This window comes from Marinovum sedimenti (genome assembly GCF_054052205.1).
The window spans coordinates 473579-498909 of the sequence record NZ_CM133223.1 but is presented as its reverse complement, the minus strand read 5'-3'; the positions used below and the strand labels follow the sequence as shown (position 1 = coordinate 498909).

The window sequence follows — 25331 nt, the reverse complement described above, 5'->3', positions numbered from 1 at the left end:
CGTCGCCAAAAAAGTACGCCGCTCTCCGTTCGCACCGATCGCATAGACGCGCAGGCTATCGCCGCCGTCCAACTCGGCCGCGATGCGTTGCGATACCGCGGCAGCACGTTGTCGTGTCATGCGCCCTTCAAATACCGAATATTGAACACGCGTGCCCGCGTTTTCCAGAATTCTGGCGACACGCCGACGTTTTTTGTCGCGAGAGATATCATAAGTGAACACCGTCAGCATTTCACCCCGAGCCATAGCCAACCCCCTGAAATAGCACCAAAAACAGATAAACACGCTTGGAAAATCTTTAAGTCATTGTATCTTATCATATTTATGACAGCAAATTTTGAAAAATCCCTCATCTGCCGCTATCGTTGTGAAAAAATGACAATTCGCTTGGAAAGCCTGAAATTATATGGATTAATCACAGGTGGTTTTGGAAGGTGTGTTCCGGAACTACGGCCGCGCTACAGCGGATTGAGACCTCCTTGCGGCACTTCCGGTTTCCGCAGGTCAGTTCCGGAACTACGGCCGCGCTACAGCGGATTGAGACCCCCCGGCATTCATTGCACGGCTCGATGTCCTTGTTCCGGAACTACGGCCGCGCTACAGCGGATTGAGACTTTCCGGAGTACGGACTCGGGGTTTTTCGTTCCGGAACTACGGCCGCGCTACAGCGGATTGAGACTTGCTGCTGTGTCGGTCATTGCGCGGCCCCGTCGAGTTCCGGAACTACGGCCGCGCTACAGCGGATTGAGACATTGCGCGGCCACCTTTGCTGCGAAAGCGTCGGCCCATTCCGCGTCACGCTCGAGTTCCGGAACTACGGCCGCGCTACAGCGGATTGAGACTATCCCACTCCGACTGCCAGGGCCACCATTGCAAGTTCCGGAACTACGGCCGCGCTACAGCGGATCAGTGGTCCTGCAATCCGAATACCATGGGGATATCAGGGGCGCGCACATGCCGGGCCAAGGCGCGCGCTTCATCAAGGAGCCGCGCACGCCCCTTGCGTTTCTGTTTGCGGTGCACCGACATTGCCGTCCGCTCCATCGTAACCGCTCCGTTGCTACCGCCTGCCTGATTTTGGCGTGATGGGCTAAGACACGTGCATAACGACGTCGTTTGCGACGTGTCTTATGCGGGGGTGTTGATGCGGGGTGAAATTCTTGGACTTGAGCGGCGGCGGCGGTGGAGCGATGAAGAGAAGCTCGGGATCGTCATGTCGGTCGGGATCGATAATGCGACAGTGACGCAAGTTGCGCAGCGCCATGATGTGACACGGCAACAAATTTATGCCTGGCGCCATGATCTGAAGAAGAAAGGGCTTTTGCCGCCGGAGAGCGGCGTGCTGTTCCTTGCTGTCGATATTCCACCCGCGCACCGCGTTCCCGCCATCTCCGAAGCGTCCCCCGGAGCAGAGTAACCGCTCCGTTGCTACCGCGGTGATTTTGCCTTGATCCGGGCGACAAGGTCGGTGTCATCGACAAAGTCGTCGAGGAAGTCGTGCCAGGTCTGGGTTGTCAGGCGTGCTTCTCTGATCATGTCAGCCAGCTCTTCGATGCCGTAATCGGTGAGGCCAGTCATGCCCTCCTCTTGCCCTGTATAGATGCGGATGATGCTGCCGTAGGTCAGATTATCATCGTTGCGGATGATTGCCTCGAGGAGGTCTTGGTCTTCGCCAAGCATTTTCGCGACGTGGGCGATTGTGCAAACATGCGTCACTGCTGCCATCAGGCTGCCTTCGATTGCGCGGTTCCAACGGGCACCCAATTCCAAGGTAGCAATTCGTCGAGACGGTTGATCTTGTGATCATGGATGCGGTCGAGAATGTTGGCCAGATAGGCCTGCGGATTGAGGCCGTTGAGCTTGGCGGTCTCAACGATCGTCATGGCCCGGACAAGGGTTTCCGCACCGGTATCGGCCCCGGCAAAAAGCCAATTTTTGCGGCCTATGCCAATCGGTCTCAGGGCGCGTTCGGCCGGGTTGTTGTCGATTGCCACGCGGCCATCCTCAAGGAACAAGCAGAACGGCGTCTGACGGCTCAGACCATAGCGGAATGCCTTGGCGAGATCGCCTTTGCCGGGGATGCGCAGGAGCTGTTGTTCCGACCAAGCGAGGAAGGCTTCGACCTTCGGTTTGCTCAGCTTTTGGCGCGCGGCAAGGCGCAGATCGGCAGGCTGGCCTGCGATGTCGCGCTCGATATCGTAGAACGCCCCAATCCGGTCGAGCGCTTCACGGGCGATCTCGGATTTGGTGGATGCCCAGACGTCATGGAAGTCGCGTCGCAGGTGCGCCCAACAGGCGGCCTCGCGGAAGCGCGTGGTTCCGTCCGGTTCTGGGTCATAAAGCTTGGCATACCCCTTATAACCGTCAGCCTGCAGGATGCCGCAGCCTTCCGAGAGGTGCCGCAAAACATCCTCTTCTTTCCAGTCCGGGGCGAAGTAATAGATCGCCCCCGGTGGCGCTGAACCCGCCCATGGGCGCTGATCACGAACATAGGCCCATATCCGGCCCCTTTTTACGCCCTTGCCGAGGCCCTTGTCGCGCAAGGACCGGTCCAGCACACGGATTGGCGTGTCGTCCGCATGCAGCAGATCACTGCCCATAATATCAGCCTCGATCCGCTCGATAAGCGGCTGGAGGGTTTTCATGGCACGTCCACACCAGCTGACAAGCGTGCTTTCGGGAATATCTGCGCCCATGCGGGCAAAGATCTCGTGCTGGCGATACAAAGGAAGATGATCGTCAAACTTTGAGACCAGAATATGGGCCAGCAGGTTCGGACCCGCCATGCTGCCGGGGATCGGGCGGCTTGGAGCGGGCTCCTGCACCATCTTCTCGCAGCGACGACAGGACTTTTTGATGCGGGCAATCTGGATCACCTTCATCTGGGCTGCGATCATATCAAGCAGTTCGCTGACATCCTCGCCCACTACACGTAAATCACCACCGCAATCAGGGCAGCAAGTGCCAGGATCGAGTTCACGACGCTCGCGCGGCGTTGCGTCAGAGACGCGCGGACGACGGCGGAGCTTCGGAACTGCCGTCTCATCGGGTGCTGGCTCATTCTGACCTTCATCGATGAGGTCATCATCCCCTTCGGCGACAGCGACCAACAGGTCTTCCAGCGCCAGTTCCAATTGTTCGATCTCGCGCTCGATCTTTTCCGACGTTTTGCCAAAGGCCAGTTTCTGCAGCTTGGCGATCCGCAAACGCAGTGCCTGAACAAGTTGGTCATGGACACGCAACGTGGCCGATATCTTGGCATTCTCTGCCTGCAAAGCAGCGATCATTGCCTTCAGAACAGCGGGATCATCAGGAAGATTTACAACATGGTTTGACATGCGTCCAACTACCATGGCGCAAGTGGAAGCGCCATAAAAACAAGGCTAATCAGGCGGATAATTCACCCAACTCGAGCCGGTGGTGCGCCCCAGTTCGGGCGACGCCAATCTATCCCTTCCCACAACATTGCCAACTGCGCCGAGGTCAGCCGCGCCGCGCCCTCTGTCGCTGCGGGCCAGGGAAATCGACCGCGTTCGAGCACTTTGTAATAGAGGCAGAACCCCTGACCGTCCCAATAGAGAAGCTTCAGCCGGTCGCCCCTGCGCCCCCGGAAGGCAAAAACCGCACCGCCTGTCGGCTTCTGGCGCAAGACATCTTGGACCAGAGCTGCCAGACCGGCGATGCCCTTCCTCATGTCCGTGACGCCGCAGGCCAGATACACCCGAACGCCGGTCCCCGGGCCGATCATGCCGCCTCCACCGCTCGGATCAGCAGCGTCAGCAACGCCGCGTCCATGTTGCTGTCAAAGCGCAGGCAGCGCCCGCTGCGTAGACGCAATTCGACCGGCTTGGGCTCTGCTCCGGGGGACGCTTCGGAGATGGCGGGAACGCGGTGCGCGGGTGGAATATCGACAGCAAGGAACAGCACGCCGCTCTCCGGCGGCAAAAGCCCTTTCTTCTTCAGATCATGGCGCCAGGCATAAATTTGTTGCCGTGTCACATCATGGCGCTGCGCAACTTGCGTCACTGTCGCATTATCGATCCCGACCGACATGACGATCCCGAGCTTCTCTTCATCGCTCCACCGCCGCCGCCGCTCAAGTCCAAGAATTTCACCCCGCATCAACACCCCCGCATAAGACACGTCGCAAACGACGTCGTTATGCACGTGTCTTAGCCCATCACGCCAAAATCAGGCAGGCGGTAGCAACGGAGCGGTTACGGAGCAGAGCCCAAGCCGGTCGAATTGCGTCTACGCAGCGGGCGCTGCCTGCGCTTTGACAGCAACATGGACGCGGCGTTGCTGACGCTGCTGATCCGAGCGGTGGAGGCGGCATGATCGGCCCGGGGACCGGCGTTCGGGTGTATCTGGCCTGCGGCGTCACGGACATGAGGAAGGGCATCGCCGGTCTGGCAGCTCTGGTCCAAGATGTCTTGCGCCAGAAGCCGACAGGCGGTGCGGTTTTTGCCTTCCGGGGGCGCAGGGGCGACCGGCTGAAGCTTCTCTATTGGGACGGTCAGGGGTTCTGCCTCTATTACAAAGTGCTCGAACGCGGTCGATTTCCCTGGCCCGCAGCGACAGAGGGCGCGGCGCGGCTGACCTCGGCGCAGTTGGCAATGTTGTGGGAAGGGATAGATTGGCGTCGCCCGAACTGGGGCGCACCACCGGCTCGAGTTGGGTGAATTATCCGCCTGATTAGCCTTGTTTTTATGGCGCTTCCACTTGCGCCATGGTAGTTGGACGCATGTCAAACCATGTTGTAAATCTTCCTGATGATCCCGCTGTTCTGAAGGCAATGATCGCTGCTTTGCAGGCAGAGAATGCCAAGATATCGGCCACGTTGCGTGTCCATGACCAACTTGTTCAGGCACTGCGTTTGCGGATCGCCAAGCTGCAGAAACTGGCCTTTGGCAAAACGTCGGAAAAGATCGAGCGCGAGATCGAACAATTGGAACTGGCGCTGGAAGACCTGTTGGTCGCTGTCGCCGAAGGGGATGATGACCTCATCGATGAAGGTCAGAATGAGCCAGCACCCGATGAGACGGCAGTTCCGAAGCTCCGCCGTCGTCCGCGCGTCTCTGACGCAACGCCGCGCGAGCGTCGTGAACTCGATCCTGGCACTTGCTGCCCTGATTGCGGTGGTGATTTACGTGTAGTGGGCGAGGATGTCAGCGAACTGCTTGATATGATCGCAGCCCAGATGAAGGTGATCCAGATTGCCCGCATCAAAAAGTCCTGTCGTCGCTGCGAGAAGATGGTGCAGGAGCCCGCTCCAAGCCGCCCGATCCCCGGCAGCATGGCGGGTCCGAACCTGCTGGCCCATATTCTGGTCTCAAAGTTTGACGATCATCTTCCTTTGTATCGCCAGCACGAGATCTTTGCCCGCATGGGCGCAGATATTCCCGAAAGCACGCTTGTCAGCTGGTGTGGACGTGCCATGAAAACCCTCCAGCCGCTTATCGAGCGGATCGAGGCTGATATTATGGGCAGTGATCTGCTGCATGCGGACGACACGCCAATCCGTGTGCTGGACCGGTCCTTGCGCGACAAGGGCCTCGGCAAGGGCGTAAAAAGGGGCCGGATATGGGCCTATGTTCGTGATCAGCGCCCATGGGCGGGTTCAGCGCCACCGGGGGCGATCTATTACTTCGCCCCGGACTGGAAAGAAGAGCATGTTTTGCGGCACCTCTCGGAAGGCTGCGGCATCCTGCAGGCTGACGGTTATAAGGGGTATGCCAAGCTTTATGACCCAGAACCGGACGGAACCACGCGCTTCCGCGAGGCCGCCTGTTGGGCGCACCTGCGACGCGACTTCCATGACGTCTGGGCATCCACCAAATCCGAGATCGCCCGTGAAGCGCTCGACCGGATTGGGGCGTTCTACGATATCGAGCGCGACATCGCAGGCCAGCCTGCCGATCTGCGCCTTGCCGCGCGCCAAAAGCTGAGCAAACCGAAGGTCGAAGCCTTCCTCGCTTGGTCGGAACAACAGCTCCTGCGCATCCCCGGCAAAGGCGATCTCGCCAAGGCATTCCGCTATGGTCTGAGCCGTCAGACGCCGTTCTGCTTGTTCCTTGAGGATGGCCGCGTGGCAATCGACAACAACCCGGCCGAACGCGCCCTGAGACCGATTGGCATAGGCCGCAAAAATTGGCTTTTTGCCGGGGCCGATACCGGTGCGGAAACCCTTGTCCGGGCCATGACGATCGTTGAGACCGCCAAGCTCAACGGCCTCAATCCGCAGGCCTATCTGGCCAACATTCTCGACCGCATCCATGATCACAAGATCAACCGTCTCGACGAATTGCTACCTTGGAATTGGGTGCCCGTTGGAACCGCGCAATCGAAGGCAGCCTGATGGCAGCAGTGACGCATGTTTGCACAATCGCCCACGTCGCGAAAATGCTTGGCGAAGACCAAGACCTCCTCGAGGCAATCATCCGCAACGATGATAATCTGACCTACGGCAGCATCATCCGCATCTATACAGGGCAAGAGGAGGGCATGACTGGCCTCACCGATTACGGCATCGAAGAGCTGGCTGACATGATCAGAGAAGCACGCCTGACAACCCAGACCTGGCACGACTTCCTCGACGACTTTGTCGATGACACCGACCTTGTCGCCCGGATCAAGGCAAAATCACCGCGGTAGCAACGGAGCGGTTACGCTCCATCGCGGCTTCATACGCCCGGATCAAAGCGCGGCGGCCCTCTGGCGCAATCCTTACTGATTTGCCGGATTTCGTGAACATCTCAGACTTTAAGGTCCCGCGCCGGAACAGCGCAACGGCGATGCCTTCGGCGTATATCGCGCGCGGGGCCTCCATCATATCCCAGACGCAGGCCTCATTCCCGTCAGACGGGGCATGCAGCACGCCAAACCCCGGATGCAGTCCCGCCGCAATGATTGCCGCACGCACGTCCCGCGCCAACAGCGCGGTAAGATAGTTCAGAGACGCGTTCAACGGATCGCGTGCCGGACGCTGGCGGCGGAATGGCGCAGTGGCTTCGGGGCACAGCAGGCCCAGTGCGGGCCAATACAGCGCGGCCGCTTCCCCCTCGTGCCCGCGCAGAGCAGCGACAGTTCCTGCGCCGGGCAGTTTACGGATCACACGGCCCAGTGACTTGGCCACGCGGACCACCTCGGTCTTCCCGCCGCCTCGGTTGAGCACCTGCAACCGTGATCGCATATTGCGCAAACGGGCATCAACGATCGCGCGGGCCAGACTGGCCGCCCGTTCGGGATCCAGCGCCACGCGCGCCTGAGCCAGATGAAGCCCCGCCCGATCAAACCCGGGACGGGACAGCCACCCCAGCGTTTCCCCCGCACCGCTGACATAGGCCAGATCGGTGTCTGTGGCCAAAGCATGTTCGATAACTTCGGGCGCGCAGGTCACTCCGGGCCCAATCTCGATCCGGTCAACACGGTGATGCGCCAAGGTCATCAAGGGGTGGCCTTCGCGCGCCTGCACTTCAAAGCTAAGGTTGGACAACCCGATGCGCCGCCCAGGCGTTTGCATATGCAACACACGCGGCCCCGCATCATACCCCGCCCGGATTTCCATCTCTTTTTCCGCGGCGGTTTCGACGTCTTGCCGCCCGATATCGCGCATCAGGGCAAAGACATCTTCGGCGGGATCGCCAACCGAGCGCATCACCAGTGACCGCACGAACATATAACCGAGGAACTTGAACGGATCATCAAAGGCACGGATATCGCATTTTTCGGAGTGCAGCGTCAGGCCATGCTGACCAAGGACCGTATCGGCACGATCCAACGCCCTGACTGCCGCCTTCCGCGAGCGGGCCAGCAAAACGAAATCATCCGCGAACCGGACCACCGCGATATTGTCACTCGCCAAGGCATCGTCGAGCTGGTCAAGATACAGATTGCTGAGCAATGGCGACAAAGGTGAGCCCTGCGGCAGCCCAATCCCCGGCGTACCCAGCGTCTGACCCGCGTGTTCAAGCCACAGGGCCACCAGATCTACGACCTCAGCCGCACCTCCCCTGCCCTCCAGAGTCTTTGCCAACAGCGACAGCATCGGGTCATGTGGGATCATTTCAAAACACCGGGTGATATCGGCCTCTGCCACCCAATGCAGCCCCGACCGACGCAACATATCAACCCGCCGCACGGCCTGATCCACCGACTTTCCAGGGCGGTAGCCATAGCTGTCGTCGTGAAACAACGGCTCGAACAGCGGCGTCAGTTCTTGCGCTACGGCGGTTTGCGCCACCCGATCCCGCACCGAGGGGATCGCCAGAGGACGGGTGCCGCCAGACGTCTTGCGCACATCCAGACGGCGGTATCCGCGCGGATGATAGGTTCCACTGCGCAGCTCTTCCGCAAGGGCGGCAAGAACCGCACGGGCATTTGGCTCGATCTGGGGGATGGTCTGCCCGTCGCCACCGGAACAGCCGCCATTGCCACGCACCTTGGTCCAGGCAGACCACAGTCGCGCGGGGCCAATGCACGCTTGAAAAAGATCCGAAAAATTGGGGGTCGACATGACGTATTTCCTCGGCTGATACTGCATTAGGATGCACGATTTGGGCAAAATTCGCTTGGAAATCGCGTTATCCATTGAAAACGCTGAATTAAATGGCGTAAAATACGCCATTTACGTGAAGGAGGACGCAAACTGAACAAGAAACGTGGACCCGCTTGGAAAAAACCTCTCTTTTCTAAACTTTATCAAATGGTTGCAGAGGGAGGGCTCCAGAGATCTGACCGCGCTACAGCGGATTGAGACGCTGCGGTAAATTCGAGGTCCATCGCCGCCATGAGCTCCAGAGATCTGACCGCGCTACAGCGGATTGAGACGTCACGCAGGCGGTCGGTTGTGCGTTGGTCTGTGCTCCAGAGATCTGACCGCGCTACAGCGGATTGAGACCAAAGTCCGGATCGCTTTAAGCATTTTTCCGCTCCAGAGATCTGACCGCGCTACCGCGTTTTAGGCTTCGAGCTTGAGGAGGTAGCGGCCCGCGCCGGCGCTGGTGCGGGCACCGAGGTGTGTTTGAACACCGAATTGCAAAAGCGCGCCTAACAAGGCGTTTGGCGGCGGGCAACGCATTGATCCTTGCAGACCGACCTGTCCGACGGATGTGTGCCCTTGGCCATGGCTGCGGACAAACGGAACCTCTTGCATCGCCATTTGCGCCTTGTCCAGCATGGCCCGGGCCGCATCCGCCACGTCTTCGGGCCGATAGCAAAGCGCGTTTCCGTGCCACCACGCCATCCCCTCGACCCGCGCGGCCAGCCCGGTCAACAATGTGACCGGGTCAAAAATCGCTTGGTTCCCTCTGCGCTGAATGACCGGCGTGACGAACTCAATCACGATCGGCGCCGCGAGGGGGTATATTGTAAGACCAGAGGCCGCCTCGGCTGTGAGCATGAGAACGGTCTTTGGGGTGGTCCCGCCATGACCGTCCGTGAGACCATTTCGCAGCCCTGCCACCAATGCCGCGCGAAATTCGTGCTGCCACGCTCCGGCGCGCCCAAAAAGGTGCAGGGTGACCAACAAATCCCCGTCCATCGCATCGCATTGGATGACAAAGGGCATCGGGAGCGCGCGGCCGTTTTTCATGTTGCCCTGCACGCGGTGAAATAGGTCGTACCCACAAACCGGATCAAAACTGCACGCTTGCCCCTTTTGCGCAGGCAGCGACGCGCTTTCATACAGTTTCCGGCCGATTGCGCCACGAATTCGCTGGGGCGTTTCAGGCTCACCAGCCAAATCAGCGCTATTCGCAACCAAAGCGCGCACTGTCGTGTTTTGCCAAAGTGCGCCAAGCTCTGAAAGATTGGTGATTTCGAGGTCGGGGATTTGGGTCTGAGGTGTCATTGGATTCCATCTAAGCAACTCTGAAGTGAACAGACAACCGGGAAGTGATCTCAGAGATTTCCCGGGCCCGCGACCTTTGTGATGGGTTCAGGTGATTGGCCCCTAAAACGCCCGCCTGATTGCCGGAAACTCGTGTATACCGCGATGCGCAGTGATCTGAGGGATGCAATCCCCAATCGGATCGACATGGAAGCCGCTTGCCCCGCTGTCCATCAGGACGCGGGGCAAGCTGTTTTCATATGCTCAATTGTCGGAACACCTGACCGGCATCCAACTGGCATCGCACCTCAACCAGGCATGTGTCCAGCAGCGTCATGGCGTCGCAAAACCCGTCCAGAACTTGGCCCAGGCGCGTCATGCGAGGCCTGTCATAGCCACCGCTCTGGCAGTGGATGTCCGGCATGAACTCGGTCCAGCTTTCCTCCGCGACCCTGCATTTAAGGTATGCGATGGTTTTGCGGACCCTTCGCTGCGAGGCGCTGTCGAAGAGTTCCTTGGAAAGCGAAACCGAGGCCAGCCAGGTCAGCTGCTCCTCGTCCTCGGCCGTCACCGCGCCGTCAGCCATGACGTTAACGAAGGCGTCCTGAGCGGCATGCAAGGCGCGCATTGCGCCCAGCACAGCCCCGTAAAGCACTTGCGCTTCAGACATGGATCAGCTCCCCCATGAGGGCCTCGGCCAGCCCTTCGGAGAGGAGGCAAATCTCTCCGACCGCAGGATCGTCGAGGTCGATTGCGGAGAAGTACGCAGCCTCCGGGCGCTCCAGATCATGGACATGTTGCAGCGTCAGCAGGCCATGCAGGGCTTCTGCCTCACGGCGCATGCGCCGCGTGACCGGGCCAGGCTGACCGAGATCTTGCAACAGCCGCTGGCAGCGGCGCAGCCACGGGCGACCGCCCAACAAAAGGGAAGCGTTCTGCAACCCTTCTGCATGCGCTGCTGCAAAAACGTGCAGTGGGGTGAAAGTGACATGTATATCGAACATTTTATATTCCTCGTGGGTGCCCCTCGCGTGATGCAAGAGGTGACAAAAGCGGCTCTGTCCTTTCCTGTGCCGCTGGCCCTTTCAGGCTTGGTTTCGTTTGCGCCGTTTGCCGTTTTCGACGCTCTCACCCCGGGGAGCGGAGAAAACGGCAATGGGCGCAGAGAAATTATCTATCGTTGAAATCTCTGACTTTTTCCCGTGCATGCACGTGCGTGGTCAGCGCGACGCGCGGGCTTTCGGAATCAAGATCGACAACATTTCCTGGGGCAACAGCACGGCCCCGCGTCATCTTTTTGGCGTAAGCCAACACGCGGGTGATCCGCTTGGTGTTGCGGTACAGTTCCCGCTTGTCGCGCGGCGCAACGCCGTCTTTATCCCGATTTCGACGGCTCTCGGCGTGGCCTTCCTCATGGTCTCTAAGCGTTTCGGCCCGGCTGAAAGCTTCCGAAAAACCGTCAGGCTGCTTGGCGAGCCGATCAAAGGCCATGAGAACGGTCGAGACGAAACTCGAAGAAATTTCTTCACGCTGTTGCTTGCTGAGATTGCGACAAACATCCCGCGCGTTGACTGTGTTGCCATCCCGGGCAAGAAGCTTCCGGTACCCCGATGCGACCCTCTTGACCCGGTCGCGCAGGTCCGTGTCACTCTCCCGCAAAAGCGTCAGCGTGCTTTCCAGGTGAAATTCCACATATTTGGTCGCGAGCTCGGCGGTCTCGATATCGATCTTCCGCCCGGACCGGCCCAGTAAAAAGTGCAGGATCACCAGGTAGCTTTGGATCGTATCCCCGGCGCTTTGAACGAAGGCGGCCGGCAGGGCCCCATCGCCCCATTGCGCCCTCAGACCGCGCCACCATAGAAGAAGATACGGTGCAACGGCATCCTCCACTTCGTAGGCGCCCTTGGCCCCGGGTTGCAGGCAAAGAGAGCGCCAGATCTCGCCCAAGCGGCGCTGTTTGGCGTCCGGACAGGTCTCCTCGAACGGAAAGGGCGTGTCGAACACGACTTTGTTAACCGCGGGCTCGGCCAACACATACGTGAAGCGCTGGAAAAGGCTGTCGAGCATGTTGGTTTCATCGATCTGCGCCCGCCAGCGGGCTCGTGTGCTCAGGCCCAGAAAGGTGAAATGCGGGTCGTCGAGCACGCACCGGCCTTTGGTGCCTTTCGTGGAAAAAGAGATTTGGTCGTGAACGGCGGCGGTTAGCATTCCCTCCCGCATCGGCCTGCTCTTCAGAGCATTTTGAAGAATATAACCGGCGTCATGCTGAAGCCAGAAAGCCCCGTTGTTGTCTGCCAAGTCATTGATCCAGTTGAGGTCCCTGCCCTCTGTCACCAGTCGCCGCACACCGGGCGCATCCTCGTTTGGAAACAAGATCTCATTCATCTTTTTGGTGGCGCGCCTTGCGCCGTGTTCGTCTTGGGTCAGAGCGATGGTCCAGAGGATCGGACGCTTGGGGTGCAGTCCCGGGATCTGGATCGCGGCCCCATTCTGGGTCAGCCAAGACGCGGCCACCGCGATCAACTGGAACAGGGCAACCGTGGGGCCTGCGTCGGATTTACCGAAGCAGGAACAGAGCCGGCGCAGGTACGAACCCTGCGGAAGCAACCCCTCGAGATCGAGTGCCTTGGGACGGCTTTGAAGCGACAGCATCGCGACCAGCGTGTCGAGCTCGTCGCTCGAGATTTGGCTCATGTCGATCGCATTCTGATCGCGGCGGTGGCTTTTGGGGGCGCTTGCGGATTTGCGGGTCTTCTTGGTCATTTCGTGCACTTTCATCATTTGTTGTGCACGGGACGTGGGAATATTTTCCCAACGGCAGGCCCGGGTTTGATTCGACTTCAGAGTGGCAAAAACGCCTGAGGCGTCATGAGCCGACAAACTCCGTAACCAGCTGTAAAAATGTAATAAAGAAAGAAAATGAGAGCCGACATGTGACCGACAAAAAGGTCAACCCGCGGAACTTACGGCGCGTTTAATTGCGAATTTCTTTCTTTCGCAGCGCTCAGATCCGAATTCGCAGCTGCGATATCCGGCATGAGCCGCGCAAAGCAAATTGAAGAGAGCAACACCTGCCGATCTACATCTCCATTGCGGCGGCGGACCACCGCCCTACTTCGCATTTGGCCAAAATGACGTGCGCTTCTTGAGTTCTGCAGGCCACAGGGCCGATCGGGCAGCGGGCATCCAGCGTTCGTTCGCTGCAGGTGCGACGCTGCCCTGCGCTGATACCGACATCTGACATTCAAGTAGCCTCGTAACAGGAGGGTGCGCTGCGGTGCGGCCCGTCGAACCCGCCGTTCGCTGAACGCGCGGATTTCAGCAAGCAGCAAGGCAACGCGGTGCGTACGTCATAGAACTACAACGCCGTCTGTGGCAGAATCCCAAAATGATAGATTTCCGCACTCTCGCCGATGACCACCCTGATCTCGCGCATTCCCCGCTGCTTCGTGGCGGCCTCCTGATTCTGCAGTATACGCGGACGCACGGTTCAATCGGTTTGACTAAAACCAATGCCTTCAAACGGATCTTTGTGCATTGGGCTGTCGAGAATTTCGACTGGCCGGGCAAAAGTGCCGCAGAAATGTTTCGCTACAACAAAGTGATCAATGAATATGAATTTCCTCCGCTTGAAATTTTGCATTTTCTGCTGATCTCCCTGCGCTTGGGGCGTCACTTCAAAGGTGAGTTCAGGTTGACCAAACGTGGCACAGAGCTGTCGCAGTCCCCTGGCCGTCTGTTTGGTGAGCTGATCCCTTACTTTGTGTCCCGGGTCGATCACGCGTCTTATGCGCGTTTTGAAGGCCGCCCCTCCGGAAATTGGGATGTCTGGCTGAACGTGATAAACGTTGAGGCCGACCATGGTACCACCGAGGCTGCCTTGTTCGAAAGCTTCTATGGCGAACCGAAAGATTGGCATACCGCAGGGTGGCGAGAGATGGCCACATTCTCAGCTTGCGTGCTGCGGCCGCTCGAATGGGCGGGATTGCTGATCGAGAGCCGCGAAGATGCTGTCGGCAAGACGGCGTGTCATGTATTTAAGACTCCGCTCTGGCGCAGCGCACTTCACCTCGACACCGATGACATGCTGCGACCGATGGCAGTTCAGTGAGATCTCATATTGCTGCTCCGAAGATGCTAACTCACTTCGGTTGTTGCGGTATTGGTCCGAAGTGCAATGAATGTGGTCTCCTGGCCGCTTTGCGGCGTGCCCTTTGGGTGCCTCGCGGCATTAGTCGACTTGGACGGCCGAGAGCCGCCTTCCATCCAGCACGCCAACGCTGCGCCGCAGCTTCATAAGACCGGCAATTCGGCCATGGCGCAGCATTTTCGAAAAGCGAGGGTCGGCTGAGCGGGGCAAAACTGCCGTCCAACTCAACAGGGCGAACGTCAGTCTGTCGTCGACCTCCTATCCCCTGCGCTGCAATATGGAGCGGGACTTTGGGCCGGACGCATCACGTTAGTGGGCGTGGGCGGCTTCTCCGCGCGCCATCATCATATGATGTTCGCGGTGATGGTCTTGGCTTGCCATAAGTCCAAAAAATCCCAGCCCTCGTATTCGGGCCACCACAGACGGGTCGTCACTCGTCACGCGAAGCTCTACTCCGTTTTCTGCGTCGACGGCCTCGACAGTCCAACGGTTGTCCTGCGCAAGCTGGGCCGCGTGGGCAGGCACCATGCGGCGGATCGTGGCGAGCGTGTCGGCTGCCCCCGTTGCCATCGCGGAAAGGCCGTCTGGCAGTTCTGTCTCCTCCACGATTGTGTCCGAGATCAAGCGGTCCATGTCGACCAGATGTGCCCGTAGGCCAGCCAGATCGACTTGGCCCCAGTCTGTGTCAGGATCCGCTTCCAGCACGCGCACGACTTCGGACAGGGCGGCGAAAGCTCCTTGTCCCGGTTCAGTGAGGATGGTGTTTTGGAGCGGCTGGCCGTGAGAATGTGTGTCGTGATCCATGCCCTCGCCATGGCCGGAGTGCGCTGTCTGCGCCGCGATAGCCGTTCCACCAAGCAGCGCCGTCACCATCAAAATCAGCTTCGTTTTCATTTTTTGTCCTCACATTTATTAAGAACACCCTATTGGACACTGCGGCAATTCCGTATGATTTCTATCATGTCAGACTGGCAGCATATATTTGATGGCGCGCTGATGAGGAGCTTCGCGCAGGGGGCCGTTCTCTTTCGCAGGGAGGATCGCGTTCATTCGATGTATCTTGTTCGATCCGGCATGGTCGAACTTGTGCGTCCACTCACTGATGGAACAGCATTGACGCTCAGCGTTGCCACGGCTGGAATGGCGCTGGCCGAAGCGTCGTTGTTCGCCACGACCTATCATTGCGATGCGATTGCACGCATGCATGCCGAAATGGCGATCTTGCCCCGCGCCACCTTTCTGTCTGCGCTACGCAAACAGCCAGACGCGGCTTTAAGCCTGATCGAAACCCATGCCAAAGAGATCCAAGCCCAAAGAGCGCGCATCGAGATCCTGCGCCTGCGCCGGGTGTCCGACAGGCTGGACGCATGGATTGAGCTACACGGTGAGCCACCGACAGGTGAATGGATAAGGGTTGCTGATCAGATCGGTGTATCGCCACCTGCGCTTTATCGCGAACTTGCACGTAGGCGGAAGTAAGAGGGATCATCGTCCGCACCCCAACCAGATCAAGCAATGGCGCGACCAGCTGCTGGAAGGCGCGATAGGCGTCTTTGGCGACCCCCGCCACTGCCCGTCATAAATGCAATGCCGGTCAGCGGCTCCAATCTCGCACAGGAGCCGCCTCAATCATAGGACAAGAGGGGTGGACATCTTCAGCCGGAAAATTGTGGGCTGGGAAGTCCATGAGCGCGAAGGCGCGGAACTGGCGGCCGCCCTTATCCGTCGGGCCGTTCTGGCCGAGGGCTGTATCGCGCGTCCACTGATCCTGCATGCCGAAAATGGCAGCTCGATGAAGGGTGCAACGATGAAAACCACCATGGAGAAACTGGGCATCTCAGCGTCCTACAGTCGGCGTCGCGTCAGCGGCGTGCGAAGATCACGCTTCCAGCGCGAGGACAACCCGTTCTCAGAAGCTCTGTTCCGAACCCGCAAATACCGCCCGAACTGGCCGACCAAGGGCTTTGCAACCAAAGAAGATGCGCAGACTTGGGTGAAATCCTTCGCCAGTTAGTATAACGGCGAGCACCTGCACAGCGCCATCCGCTTCGTTATGCCAAATGTACGTCATGATGGCCAAGATCGCGCAACGCTCACAGGCTGCGCCACTCTCTATGCAAATGCACGCGCACAACATCTGGAACGCTGGTCAGATAAAACCCGCAACTGGCAACTGATCGGGCCAGTCTGGCTTAACCCCGAAAACGAAATCAACGCCCCTGAAATCAGAGCCGCCCCATGAAATCGGCGAACAACGTCTTTGACAAACACCGCAAGGCATTTAATAAAGAAATATTCGAAGTTCGCATAGTCTCGTCAAAATCATCCCGCCAGCCTCGTCGGAGACTGCTCAATTGTTCGGTCTTTGCTGCAACAAAGTCTGCCAAAATCATTCGGGTCATGGGAAGCATCGACGATGCGGCAGCCGCAGCCTGAAAATTGAAAGTTAAAGATGAAAGAAACTGAATTTCGAAAATGGCTCGAAGCCAAAGGTCAGAGTGATAGATCGATAGGTTCCAGAATTAGCACAGCGCGCCGCGTTGAAAAAGCGATGGGTGATTTGGATAAAGTCCTGGATGGCCAAAAGATAGAAAACCTATTGCATCAGTTCGACTATAGCACCGAGGATGAAAGGAGGGAGGCTCCCAATCCATCGCCTGTGCAGATTGATGGCAATCTTAGGAACGGCTTGGCAAGCCTACGCCAATCCATCAGCCTATATGCTGACTTTGTTCGCAACAGCTCATCCATGCCCAACAAACTGGAACACTCACATTACCTTCGAGAGTTGACTAAATCCGAAATCATCGCTGCCATGGATGACTGCGACGCCGAGGGCCTCGAAGCATTTTTACAGAAACGCAGCTTCGGAAAGCCGCAGGTTTGGACGATACGACCGGTCGCTGAGGCCGATCACGACGACGGTGAGGCGCTACGTTACCCCGCAAAAGCGATCGTAGCCGCGGCGGTCGCGAAGTTACCAGACGGGCATGCCTTGACTGCTAAGGAGTTCTTCAACGGCTTCGGTGAAAGCCAGTCATTCGGGCGTTTGAAAGAACTGGGCTTTGAACTGATCGACAACAGAGAGAAAGACAGGCAACCCGCCGATTTCTCTCGACAGAATGTTGAAGCGGCCATGGTGGCGTACGATGAGTTTGTAGAAACGGGCGCGCATGCTGATATATTTTCGGCGTTCGGCACTCCAAAAGACTTTTGGGTCCGTTCGACAATGGGTACGGCCAAAGCTCCCTATCCGACGAAGCCCGTGGTCGGTTATATCTGGAAAAAAACGAAATTTAACGGCGGATGGTCAACTGGTGCGGCAGCAGCACACCTCCACAATGCTGGCTACATTATAGTCGATCAGGACAACACCCCTGTGGAGCCGCCAGGGCGCTATAGCCACCTCATCCGAGATGCCGACCGCATCAGAGCTTGTGCACTGAACTACCATATCGAACCTGCCCGGGAGGCGGGACAGGCCACCGTTACGATCAGAGCGGGGGACTTTGGAAAAGAAATAGGTTTGCAAAACTCTCACCCAAACATTTGCAGCGCACTCTTGAGTTCAAAGTTTCAAGAAATAACCGGCCTTCCCAAGCCCACCTACACAGAACCGCAGCCAAGCAGCACGAGCGAATTCACTTATCAATTGACTGGTTCCGTTGAGGCGACCAAGCGGGAAGCATCGACACGGCCAAACCAGAGATTAGATATGGAACAAGCGAAAAACCTGATCCTTTACGGCCCCCCAGGCACCGGTAAAACACATGCGACCGCGACCGAGGCGTTGCGCCTTTGTGGCGAAGAGGTCCCGCAAGACCGTAAGGTGGTTATGGAGGCATACAACCGCCTCAAAGTGGAGAAACGGATCGAATTTATAACCTTCCACCAATCGATGTCTTACGAGGACTTCGTCGAAGGCCGGCAACCTACCACCGATGCGGAGGGAGACGGCGGGTCTGGAACCGGTTTTAGATTGCAAACCGTTCCAGGCGTCATCCGGCGAATGGCAGAGCAAGCTCAGTTCGGCGGAGCCGAAACCAGTGGAGACGACGACTTCTCCTTGGAGGGCCGTCAGGTTTACAAAATGTCGATTGCTGCGGGAAATGATCCATCGGAACAGCACTTCTTTGAAGAAGCCGTATCGGAAGGTCACACCCTTTTGGGATGGGAAGACATTGATTTCAGCGATACCAAATATTCCAACCCTGAAGAAATTTTGAAGATATGTCGCGCCGAGGGGCGCCGCGAAGGCCCCGTCACGAAACAATCCGGCCAAGTCGCACTCGTCGATGCCTTCCGCAACCAAGTTCAGGTCGGGGATATCCTGATTGTTTCGAAGGGCAATAGTCGGTTCCGAGCAATCGGAGAGGTGACGGGAGAGTATGAGTACAGCCAGAGAGATGATCAAAGATATTGCCATCGCAGGGCGGTGAAATGGCTCTGGCTGGACCGCCAGGGTCTCTCTGTATCAGAAGTATACGATTCAAATTTCACGATGCGTTCGATCTATCGCCTTGGCGAAAGCAAACTAAAGAAGCCTGCCCTTCTCCGGCTGATCAATGGGGTTAATGAGGATAAGCTTCTCGAACAGCTCCCGCATGTGCTGATCATCGACGAAATTAATCGCGCCAACATTTCCAAAGTCTTCGGCGAACTGATCACCTTGATCGAACCGGACAAACGGTTGGGGATGCAAAATGCTTTGAAGGTTCGTCTGCCCTACTCTGGCGAGAACTTCGGGCTGCCCAGCAATCTGCATATCCTTGGCACCATGAACACCGCTGACCGCTCGATTGCGCTCCTCGACACCGCATTGCGCCGAAGATTCGAATTTAAAGAGATCGAACCTGATCCTGAAACCCTCCGCGACGCGGCACGGCGTTGCGGACTTGACCTGCCCAAGATTTTGCACGTCATCAACGATCGTATTGAGTACCTATATGATCGTGAGCATCGGATCGGGCATGCCTATTTCATTGGCTGTGCGTCCCGCAATGACGTTGATCAAACAATGCGCCATAAGGTGATTCCTCTTCTGGCCGAATACTTCTTCGAGGATTGGCACAAGGTTGCTGCAGTATTGGGGGACGCCGAGGCGCATGAAGAGACAACCATTGGCGGCTTTCTAAAGCGAGAGCTGTTGAAGGCACCTCCTGGCATGGACATTGAAGCGGATGGCCCAACCCGGTTCCGCTGGAGCCTAAAGAATGCAGATGAAGGCTTTGACTATGCCCGATTGACCGACTGATGAACCAGTTCAGCATCCGAGAGTGGGAAAAGATCGCCTTTGGAACGGACAGCGATCCCATTTCCGAAGGTCAGGCCGAACGATTGGCGAAAGTGGCACGCAATTCTGCATTTTCGGGCAGCAGCGGCGAAGGTGTTTTAGAACACCGCCGGAAACACCTGCGCGCTCGGGGTGTCGTCGGGGTGGTTTCCGCCGCAGACTGCCAGCTTGAGATACTCCCTAAAATTGATGCGCCAGGAGAGCAAGACGCAGCGCCAGAAACTCTGCGCCGCCGTCTTGTTCAGATGCTGTCAGTGGCGCGCGATCTTCGTATTGACGCACAGACAACGGCAAGTTTGGGGTGGCAACGCGACACTCTGCTTGAGATCCTGATTAGGATATTCTGTAACAAGATGACAGAAGCTGTGCGTCATGGGATCCCGCGTCGCTATATCGCCCACACGGATGATCTGCCAGCACTACGTGGGCGTCTGAATGTCACAAGGCAGTTTTCTGTTCTGGCGGCACAGCCTCAGCACCTGGCTTGCCAGTATGATGAGCTTTCTCCGGACATTGATGTCAATCGCGTCATGAAGGCCGCTATTTCTAAACTGTCTCGAGCTGCAACCGCCGCGGATAACCTACGGTCTTTGCGCGAGCTCTCATTTGCCTACGCCGACATTACCGACGTCGCACCTTCGGCGCTTCGCTGGGACCGTATTACACTTGATCGTACCAATGACCGATGGCGCGAGTTGCTGTCACTTGCCAAGTTGCTTTTGGGAGATCGTCACCAAACAACGAATGCGGGGGCCAGCGACGGCCATGCGCTCTTGTTCGAAATGAATGTGCTTTTTGAGGAATATGTCACCAAGCTCCTCAAACGAGCGCTTGCTGGCACCCCGTTCAGAGTTACTTCACAAGGAGGTCAGCGGGACTGCTTGTTTGAGGGAGAGCAAGGTCGATTTAGAACACGCCCTGACATCATAATCCGTCATAAGGATGATATTATCATGGTCATCGATACAAAATGGAAGCGCATCTCTCCCCGCATCGAGGATGCAAAGCAAGGCATCAGACAAGGCGATGTGTACCAAATGATGGCTTACTCACAGCTCTACGCATGCGACCGCGTCATGTTGCTGTATCCGCATCACCAAGGGTTATCTGGCACCCCGCCGCAGCAGGCTTATGCTATCGGTACTGCCGGGGCCCCAAGCAAGCTCTTGGTATCCACCGTTGACGTATCACAAAGACACTCACTGGTAACGGCATCACTGGCCCATTTGGTCAGGACAGCATAACTGACCTTGGCGCAGGCATCAGCATCGTGATACTACCCTTCGGACTATGTATGGGCCTGTCGCGGTTTTGATGCCGCTCCTTTGATAGCATTTATTGCACCAAAGGAGATGAACTATGGGACTGAAATGAAAGGACGAATTCCGCCAAGATGCGGTGCGTATCGCATTGACCAGTGGGCTAACGCGCAAGCAGGTGGCTGACGATCTGGGTGTCGGCATGTCAACGCTGAACAAATGGATCACCGCGCACCGAGATACAGACGTGGTTTCCAAAGAGGATTTGAGCCTCGCTTAAGAGAATGATAGACTTCGACGGGAGAACCGGCTCCTCAAGGGTAACCACTTCATTGGGACCACCTGCCTGATTTCCTGATGATTTGCTAAGAGCCGTGCTGAACGACGTCGTTAGCGACGTGTCTTAGGTGGGGGTCGGCTATGCGTGGTGAGATACTGGGGTTTGAACGTCGGCGGCGCTGGAGCGACGAAAAGAAGTTTGGAATTGTCATAATCGCCCTTAGTCGGGTGTTTTCAGAGATTGTTTTTTTGCCACGCCTGACGGCGTGCTTGATACTGACGTGCAATTCGAAAGAACGCCGATCCGGCCGGGGTTCTTTCAACGAGTACGAAGGTACCAAGAAGTGGAAGTGGTCTCACCACGTCTGGTCGGTTGATCCAGCTGATGTTGCTCAGGCGTACCTGTCAGACACATAAAGATACACCAAAGAATACATTCACTCATTTCGAACAAGTGAGAGAGGAATGGTCTGTACTCTTGCCACTCGAACTCCGAATGTTCCGCGCGATGAGCGAATGGTCGTAATAAGTATACGGCAGCGCGGCATGGGCTGAGCAGTGAGGGTCAGCTTTGGGCCGGGAGCAACGGTGGTTCCGTTCTGCCGCCGCTCCTTTGCACCCGACTGGACCAGCAATGCCTAAAACTAATGACGTCTAAATTTAGAGTTATATCCTCTCGGGATCTGTGGAATTTTGGATTCCAATTGTGCTTATGGCTCTGGCAACAGATGCCAAGCGTCTCGAAATCTATCATTCCAACTCGAGAAGACCTCGCCGGAGTTGGATCGGCCGCCAGGGCGATCAAGTTTATCTTTGATGCGGACAGTGTTATTTTCTGCCTTTTCACTGTCATTTCCCCAGTAGTGGTAGTGCGAAGAAAGCGCCTCATCCCGTGCGACTTGGCCCGGCAAGATTAAAAGGTGATAGCCGCCTGGCTCAAATCGGGTTTCTTGATTTTTCCCTGAGGGCATCAAAATCATCATGAATGCATCGTTCTCAAGCCGTTTTAAACTTAGTGGCCTGCCAAGGGAAATATCTCTCTTCGCCCGTGCGGTTTTCACACTAACCAAAAATTTTCCGCGAGCCGTACCGATCTCAAGATCATATGTCCAAGCGTTTCGCCGTTTGTCATTAAGGTTCTCACATTTGTACCCTCGTCCTTGCAAGAGACTTAGCGCCTCGGCTTCTCCCATATCGCCGATAATACTCGTATCGTTGCGTCTCAATATATGCTTCCTTCATTTTGTTTACAGAATAAACCATACCGAGGTCATGATCGGCGTGGCAGCATAGCCGTTCGTTTATCACTCGTCATTCTTTAAAGATCAATTTTCTACTGGATTTCTGTCGCGGGCAGAAAAGAACATTTTTAGCCTGCGTTATACAAGCGACTATTTGAAAATTCCAGAGAATCCCCAGCTGTTCAGCGTTGTCAACCTTGACCGATTTGAATGTAATGCGATCGATGAGCGACTGCGTTGAGGATGCTGCAGCGCATAGGCATCTAACTGGCCCAAGATCTGTAGCGGGCGGGCATGTCTGCGAGGCCGCCCATCGCTGCCTGACATTGCAAAGCCCGCTTGCTGCGCACTTATGACCTTGGTGGGCGTGCAGCATGGCTGGAGCGGCCATTCGGCACTTGAATGGCCGCTTTCGCGTTTGCGAGACGCAAACCCTGCACTTGCAGCGATTTCACACGTCCCGCCCATTCTGTTAAAAATCTCTTGTTAACTTGGAGCGCTATCATTGGTTGGACTTACATGTGAATGTGGGGGATTGACGATATTGGGGCCGAAATAATAGGCGAAAAGCGCGTTGGTTTATGAGGTCTCTATTTGAGATCATGTGCCTCTAAGCACCTGCTGCGCATTCCGGGCTCATCCGCCCAGTGATTCCGATTTAATCCGCCCACCTGTACCGATCTGATCCGCGCGGGGATTCCGGGGCATCCGCCCACTCCTTGATGTGCTGCTGTGAGGTGATCTGAGGCGGGCTACTTTGCCGTTCTTTTTGGACGGGAGATGGCCCAGTGAAGAGATTGCCGATGCGGAAGATACGGGAGGCATTGCGCCTGTCATTTGAGGGTTTGTCGACGCGTCAGATGGCGTTGAGTCTGGCGATTGGGCGCACAACCCTTCGCGAGTATTTGAGCCGCGCCCGTGACGCTGGTTTGATCTGGCCGTTGCCCGATGGGCTGTCGGATGGCGATCTGGAACAGATGCTGTTTCCTCGCCGCTGTAGCGATATTTCCCAGCCAATCCCTCAGCCTGATTGGGCCTATGTACACGCGGAGCTGCGCCGCAAGGGCGTGACGCTTTTGCTGTTGTGGCAAGAGTATCGAGAAGTGCACCCAGATGGCTATGGCTACAGCCGGTACTGCGAGCTTTACACCCGCTGGGAGGGCAAGCTGTCGCCGGTGATGCGGCAGCGTCACCCTGCTGGTGAGCGGTTGTTTGTCGATTATGCGGGCCACACCGTTGATGTTGCCTGCCCCGAAACGGGTGAGATACGCACGGCCCAGATCTTTGTCGCTGCCCTTGGGGCATCGAACTACACTTATGTTGAAGCGACCTGGACACAGAGCCTGCCGGATTGGATCAGCAGCCATGTTCGCGCCTTCAGCTTTTTGGGAGGCGTGCCTGCGCAGGTGGTGCCCGACAATCTGAAGGCGGCTGTTGTCAAGGCCTGCTTCTATGATCCGGCGATCAACCGCACCTATGGCGACATGGCAGCGCATTACGATACCGTCGTCGTTCCCGCGCGGCCTCGCAAGCCCAAGGATAAAGCGAAGGTCGAAGGCGCGGTGTTGCTGGCCGAGCGCTGGATTCTGGCCCGCCTGCGCAATCAGACCTTCTTCGGCCTTGATGAGCTGAATGCAGCGATCCGACCCCTGCGCGATCAGCTGAACAGCAAGGTCACCCGGCACCTTGGTGCCAGCCGTCGGGCCTTGTTTGAGACGCTGGACAAACCCGCATTGAAGCCGCTGCCCCATCAGCCATACGTCTATGCAGAATGGAAGAAGTGCCGCGCCGGTCTCGATTACCACGTCGATATCGGGCGGCACTATTACTCTGTGCCGCACCAGCTTTTGCGTCAGGAGCTTTGGGCGCGCATCACAGCACGCACAGTCGAGATTTATCATAAAGGTCAGCGTGTTGCCGCCCATGCCCGCACGTCGGGCGACCGCCAGCATTCCACGATCCGCGATCACATGCCCGCCAACCACCGCTATCGCGCCGACTGGACGCCGGAACGCATCCGCACACAGGCGGTTCGCATCGGGCCCAATGTTGAGACCTTTGTCGAGATGGTCATGCGCAAGCGCCGTCACCCTGAACAGGGATACAGAACCTGCCTTGGCGTCTTGCGTCTTGTCAAAACCTTCGGAGCCGCGCGCCTCGATGCCGCCTGCGAGCGGGCGCTGCACATCAACAGCTACACTTACCGATCCCTACATTCCATTTTGAAGAATGGATTGGATCGCCAACGCCGCACCCCCACCACGGACGGCCCCGCGATCACACACCCCAATATCCGTGGTGCGGATTACTTCCATTGAAGAGGACAGGATATGCTCGACCATCCAACGCTGGATCAGCTCAAAACACTCAGGCTCGACGGCATGGCAGAAGCCTTTGCCGAAATGGCTGGGCAAGACGGCTCCGCCGATCTAACGCATGCCGAATGGCTTGGGCTGCTGATCGACAGAGAAGCCACCAGCCGAGAGACCAAACGATTTGAAAGCCGCATGCGCACCGCCCGCCTGCGCCATGTCGGGGCCGCCCCGGAAGACGTGGATTACAAAACGCGCAGGGGGCTGGACAAAGCGCTGTTCCAAAACCTGCTGACCGGCAAATGGATACGCGACAAACGCAATCTCATGATTACCGGCCCCTGCGGCGTCGGTAAAACCTGGCTGGCCTGCGCGTTGGCTCAAGCAGCGTGCCGCGACGGCGTAACCGTCCTCTACAAACGCACCACGCGCCTGTTCGATGAGTTGGAACTGGCCCACGGCGATGGCCGCTTCCCGCGCGTCTTCAAGGCACTGACAAAAACACAATTGCTGATCTTGGATGATTGGGGGCCAGACCGGCTGAACGCCAGCCAACGCCGCGACCTGATGGAGATCGTCGAAGACAGATACGGCAATGGATCAACCTTGATCACCAGCCAGCTGCCGCTCAGCACCTGGCACGAGGTCATCGGCGAACCAACCTTTGCAGATGCCATCCTCGACCGGCTCGTGCACAACGCTTACCGGCTCGAACTCGACGGGCAGTCGTTCAGAAAGAAGGACGCTCAGGCAGGTGACGAAACCGCCCAAACCTGATACCGAAACCCAAGTGCCTCACGGCAACGCGTCAAAGGTGGGCGGATAGCCCGGTACAGGTGGGCGGATGTTGTCGGAATAGGTGGGCGGATACACCGGAATACGCAACTGTGAATGTGTGGATCCCAACGATGCCATTTTGCTCCCATTGATGTCATCGTGAAATCCCTTGAAATCCATGTTACAATTAT

23 protein-coding genes, 2 pseudogenes and 1 CRISPR repeat array are annotated in these 25331 nt (G+C 57.2%); of the genes and pseudogenes, 13 read left to right on the top strand and 12 right to left on the bottom strand.

The genetic code is table 11. The annotated features are described in order from the left end of the window. Positions 1 to 78: 78 nt before the first annotated feature. Positions 79 to 231: pseudogene (gene cas2 / locus ACW9UO_RS02455) on the bottom strand (CRISPR-associated endonuclease Cas2); the annotation flags it as partial. A 207-nt stretch (positions 232 to 438) separates the two neighbouring features. After that, positions 439 to 913: a CRISPR direct-repeat array (repeat unit 37 nt; unit sequence GTTCCGGAACTACGGCCGCGCTACAGCGGATTGAGAC). 231 nt (positions 914 to 1144) lie between these two features. Between cas2 and ACW9UO_RS02450 the strand changes: the two are divergent. After that, a complete protein-coding gene (locus ACW9UO_RS02450; RefSeq protein ID WP_457087418.1) occupies positions 1145 to 1417 on the top strand; it encodes a transposase in 273 nt (90 codons plus the stop codon). 11 nt (positions 1418 to 1428) lie between these two features. Here ACW9UO_RS02450 and ACW9UO_RS02445 read toward each other — a convergent pair whose 3' ends face one another. From ACW9UO_RS02445 to tnpA, 4 genes are all read right to left on the bottom strand, one after another. Then, the gene (locus ACW9UO_RS02445; RefSeq protein WP_457085819.1) at positions 1429 to 1725 is read right to left on the bottom strand and encodes a hypothetical protein; all 297 of its coding nucleotides are present in this window, start codon (positions 1723 to 1725) and stop codon (positions 1429 to 1431) included. Continuing rightward, complete coding sequence (tnpC, locus tag ACW9UO_RS02440) at positions 1725 to 3338, bottom strand: IS66 family transposase (RefSeq protein WP_457086980.1); 1614 nt, start codon at positions 3336 to 3338, stop codon at positions 1725 to 1727. The genes ACW9UO_RS02445 and tnpC (ACW9UO_RS02440) overlap by 1 nt, the downstream gene beginning before the upstream one ends. A gap of 62 nt (positions 3339 to 3400) precedes the next feature. Continuing rightward, positions 3401 to 3748 carry an IS66 family insertion sequence element accessory protein TnpB gene (tnpB, locus tag ACW9UO_RS02435; RefSeq protein WP_457085817.1) on the bottom strand — a complete coding sequence of 116 codons (348 nt, stop codon included), beginning with the start codon at positions 3746 to 3748 and terminating at the stop codon, positions 3401 to 3403. Beyond that, the gene (tnpA, locus tag ACW9UO_RS02430) at positions 3745 to 4122 is read right to left on the bottom strand and encodes an IS66-like element accessory protein TnpA (RefSeq protein WP_457085816.1); all 378 of its coding nucleotides are present in this window, start codon (positions 4120 to 4122) and stop codon (positions 3745 to 3747) included. Before tnpA ends, tnpB (ACW9UO_RS02435) begins: the two co-directional genes overlap by 4 nt. Positions 4123 to 4334: 212 nt before the next feature. Here tnpA and tnpB (ACW9UO_RS02425) point away from each other — a divergent pair, with 212 nt between their 5' ends. The 3 genes from tnpB (ACW9UO_RS02425) (at position 4335) to ACW9UO_RS02415 (ending at position 6654) form a co-directional block, all read left to right on the top strand. Next, a complete protein-coding gene (gene tnpB, locus ACW9UO_RS02425) occupies positions 4335 to 4682 on the top strand; it encodes an IS66 family insertion sequence element accessory protein TnpB (RefSeq protein WP_457085817.1) in 348 nt (115 codons plus the stop codon). 62 nt (positions 4683 to 4744) lie between these two features. Continuing rightward, a complete protein-coding gene (gene tnpC / locus ACW9UO_RS02420) occupies positions 4745 to 6358 on the top strand; it encodes an IS66 family transposase (protein ID WP_457085818.1) in 1614 nt (537 codons plus the stop codon). After that, positions 6358 to 6654, top strand: a complete 297-nt coding sequence (locus tag ACW9UO_RS02415; protein WP_457085819.1) for a hypothetical protein — start codon at positions 6358 to 6360, stop codon at positions 6652 to 6654. The genes tnpC (ACW9UO_RS02420) and ACW9UO_RS02415 overlap by 1 nt, the downstream gene beginning before the upstream one ends. Here ACW9UO_RS02415 and cas1 read toward each other — a convergent pair. The 4 genes from cas1 to ACW9UO_RS02395 all read right to left on the bottom strand — a co-directional run bounded on the left by cas1 (position 6632) and on the right by ACW9UO_RS02395 (position 10833). Next, positions 6632 to 8515, bottom strand: coding sequence for a CRISPR-associated endonuclease Cas1 (gene cas1, locus ACW9UO_RS02410; RefSeq protein ID WP_457087417.1), 1884 nt, complete (start codon positions 8513 to 8515; stop codon positions 6632 to 6634). The genes ACW9UO_RS02415 and cas1 overlap by 23 nt on opposite strands. Positions 8516 to 8959: 444 nt before the next feature. Further along, positions 8960 to 9772 carry a CRISPR system precrRNA processing endoribonuclease RAMP protein Cas6 gene (cas6, locus tag ACW9UO_RS02405; protein ID WP_457087416.1) on the bottom strand — a complete coding sequence of 271 codons (813 nt, stop codon included), beginning with the start codon at positions 9770 to 9772 and terminating at the stop codon, positions 8960 to 8962. A gap of 313 nt (positions 9773 to 10085) precedes the next feature. Continuing rightward, positions 10086 to 10499 carry a hypothetical protein gene (locus tag ACW9UO_RS02400; protein WP_457087415.1) on the bottom strand — a complete coding sequence of 138 codons (414 nt, stop codon included), beginning with the start codon at positions 10497 to 10499 and terminating at the stop codon, positions 10086 to 10088. After that, positions 10492 to 10833 (bottom strand): hypothetical protein, encoded by a 342-nt coding sequence (locus ACW9UO_RS02395; RefSeq protein WP_457087414.1) that lies wholly within the window; start codon positions 10831 to 10833, stop codon positions 10492 to 10494. Before ACW9UO_RS02395 ends, ACW9UO_RS02400 begins: the two co-directional genes overlap by 8 nt. On the opposite strand from ACW9UO_RS02395, the gene ACW9UO_RS02390 reads away from it, so the two are divergent. Beyond that, on the top strand, positions 10819 to 11013 hold the full coding sequence (locus tag ACW9UO_RS02390; protein WP_457087413.1) for a hypothetical protein: 195 nt from the start codon (positions 10819 to 10821) through the stop codon (positions 11011 to 11013). The two genes, ACW9UO_RS02395 and ACW9UO_RS02390, sit on opposite strands and share 15 nt — an antisense overlap. Here the strand turns inward: ACW9UO_RS02390 and ACW9UO_RS02385 are convergent. Continuing rightward, complete coding sequence (locus ACW9UO_RS02385) at positions 11000 to 12592, bottom strand: hypothetical protein (RefSeq protein WP_457087412.1); 1593 nt, start codon at positions 12590 to 12592, stop codon at positions 11000 to 11002. The two genes, ACW9UO_RS02390 and ACW9UO_RS02385, sit on opposite strands and share 14 nt — an antisense overlap. Before the next feature lie 625 nt (positions 12593 to 13217). On the opposite strand from ACW9UO_RS02385, the gene ACW9UO_RS02380 reads away from it, so the two are divergent. Further along, positions 13218 to 13940, top strand: coding sequence for a hypothetical protein (locus ACW9UO_RS02380; RefSeq protein ID WP_457087411.1), 723 nt, complete (start codon positions 13218 to 13220; stop codon positions 13938 to 13940). A 348-nt stretch (positions 13941 to 14288) separates the two neighbouring features. Here the strand turns inward: ACW9UO_RS02380 and ACW9UO_RS02375 are convergent, their stop codons facing one another. Next, positions 14289 to 14873, bottom strand: a complete 585-nt coding sequence (locus ACW9UO_RS02375) for a hypothetical protein (protein ID WP_457087410.1) — start codon at positions 14871 to 14873, stop codon at positions 14289 to 14291. 66 nt (positions 14874 to 14939) lie between these two features. Between ACW9UO_RS02375 and ACW9UO_RS02370 the strand changes: the two genes are divergently transcribed. The 5 genes and pseudogenes from ACW9UO_RS02370 to ACW9UO_RS02350 all read left to right on the top strand — a co-directional run. After that, on the top strand, positions 14940 to 15458 hold the full coding sequence (locus ACW9UO_RS02370) for a Crp/Fnr family transcriptional regulator (RefSeq protein ID WP_457086735.1): 519 nt from the start codon (positions 14940 to 14942) through the stop codon (positions 15456 to 15458). A gap of 166 nt (positions 15459 to 15624) precedes the next feature. Further along, entirely contained in the window at positions 15625 to 15993 is a 369-nt protein-coding gene (locus ACW9UO_RS02365) for a hypothetical protein (protein WP_457087409.1), read from the top strand. A gap of 438 nt (positions 15994 to 16431) precedes the next feature. Then, positions 16432 to 19233, top strand: a complete 2802-nt coding sequence (locus ACW9UO_RS02360; protein WP_457087408.1) for an AAA family ATPase — start codon at positions 16432 to 16434, stop codon at positions 19231 to 19233. Further along, entirely contained in the window at positions 19233 to 20516 is a 1284-nt protein-coding gene (locus ACW9UO_RS02355; protein WP_457087407.1) for an McrC family protein, read from the top strand. Before ACW9UO_RS02360 ends, ACW9UO_RS02355 begins: the two co-directional genes overlap by 1 nt. Before the next feature lie 154 nt (positions 20517 to 20670). Next, a pseudogene (locus ACW9UO_RS02350) lies at positions 20671 to 20808 on the top strand (helix-turn-helix domain-containing protein); the annotation flags it as partial. 712 nt (positions 20809 to 21520) lie between these two features. Here ACW9UO_RS02350 and ACW9UO_RS02345 read toward each other — a convergent pair. Then, the gene (locus tag ACW9UO_RS02345; RefSeq protein WP_457087406.1) at positions 21521 to 22036 is read right to left on the bottom strand and encodes a hypothetical protein; all 516 of its coding nucleotides are present in this window, start codon (positions 22034 to 22036) and stop codon (positions 21521 to 21523) included. Positions 22037 to 22854: 818 nt separating this feature from the next. Between ACW9UO_RS02345 and istA the strand changes: the two genes are divergently transcribed. Together istA and istB are read left to right on the top strand one after the other, a co-directional pair. Then, positions 22855 to 24369, top strand: a complete 1515-nt coding sequence (gene istA / locus ACW9UO_RS02340) for an IS21 family transposase (protein ID WP_457087104.1) — start codon at positions 22855 to 22857, stop codon at positions 24367 to 24369. A 12-nt stretch (positions 24370 to 24381) separates the two neighbouring features. Continuing rightward, positions 24382 to 25140: an IS21-like element helper ATPase IstB gene (gene istB, locus ACW9UO_RS02335; RefSeq protein WP_457087103.1), complete on the top strand. Its 759-nt coding sequence runs from the start codon at positions 24382 to 24384 to the stop codon at positions 25138 to 25140. Positions 25141 to 25331: the final 191 nt, after the last annotated feature.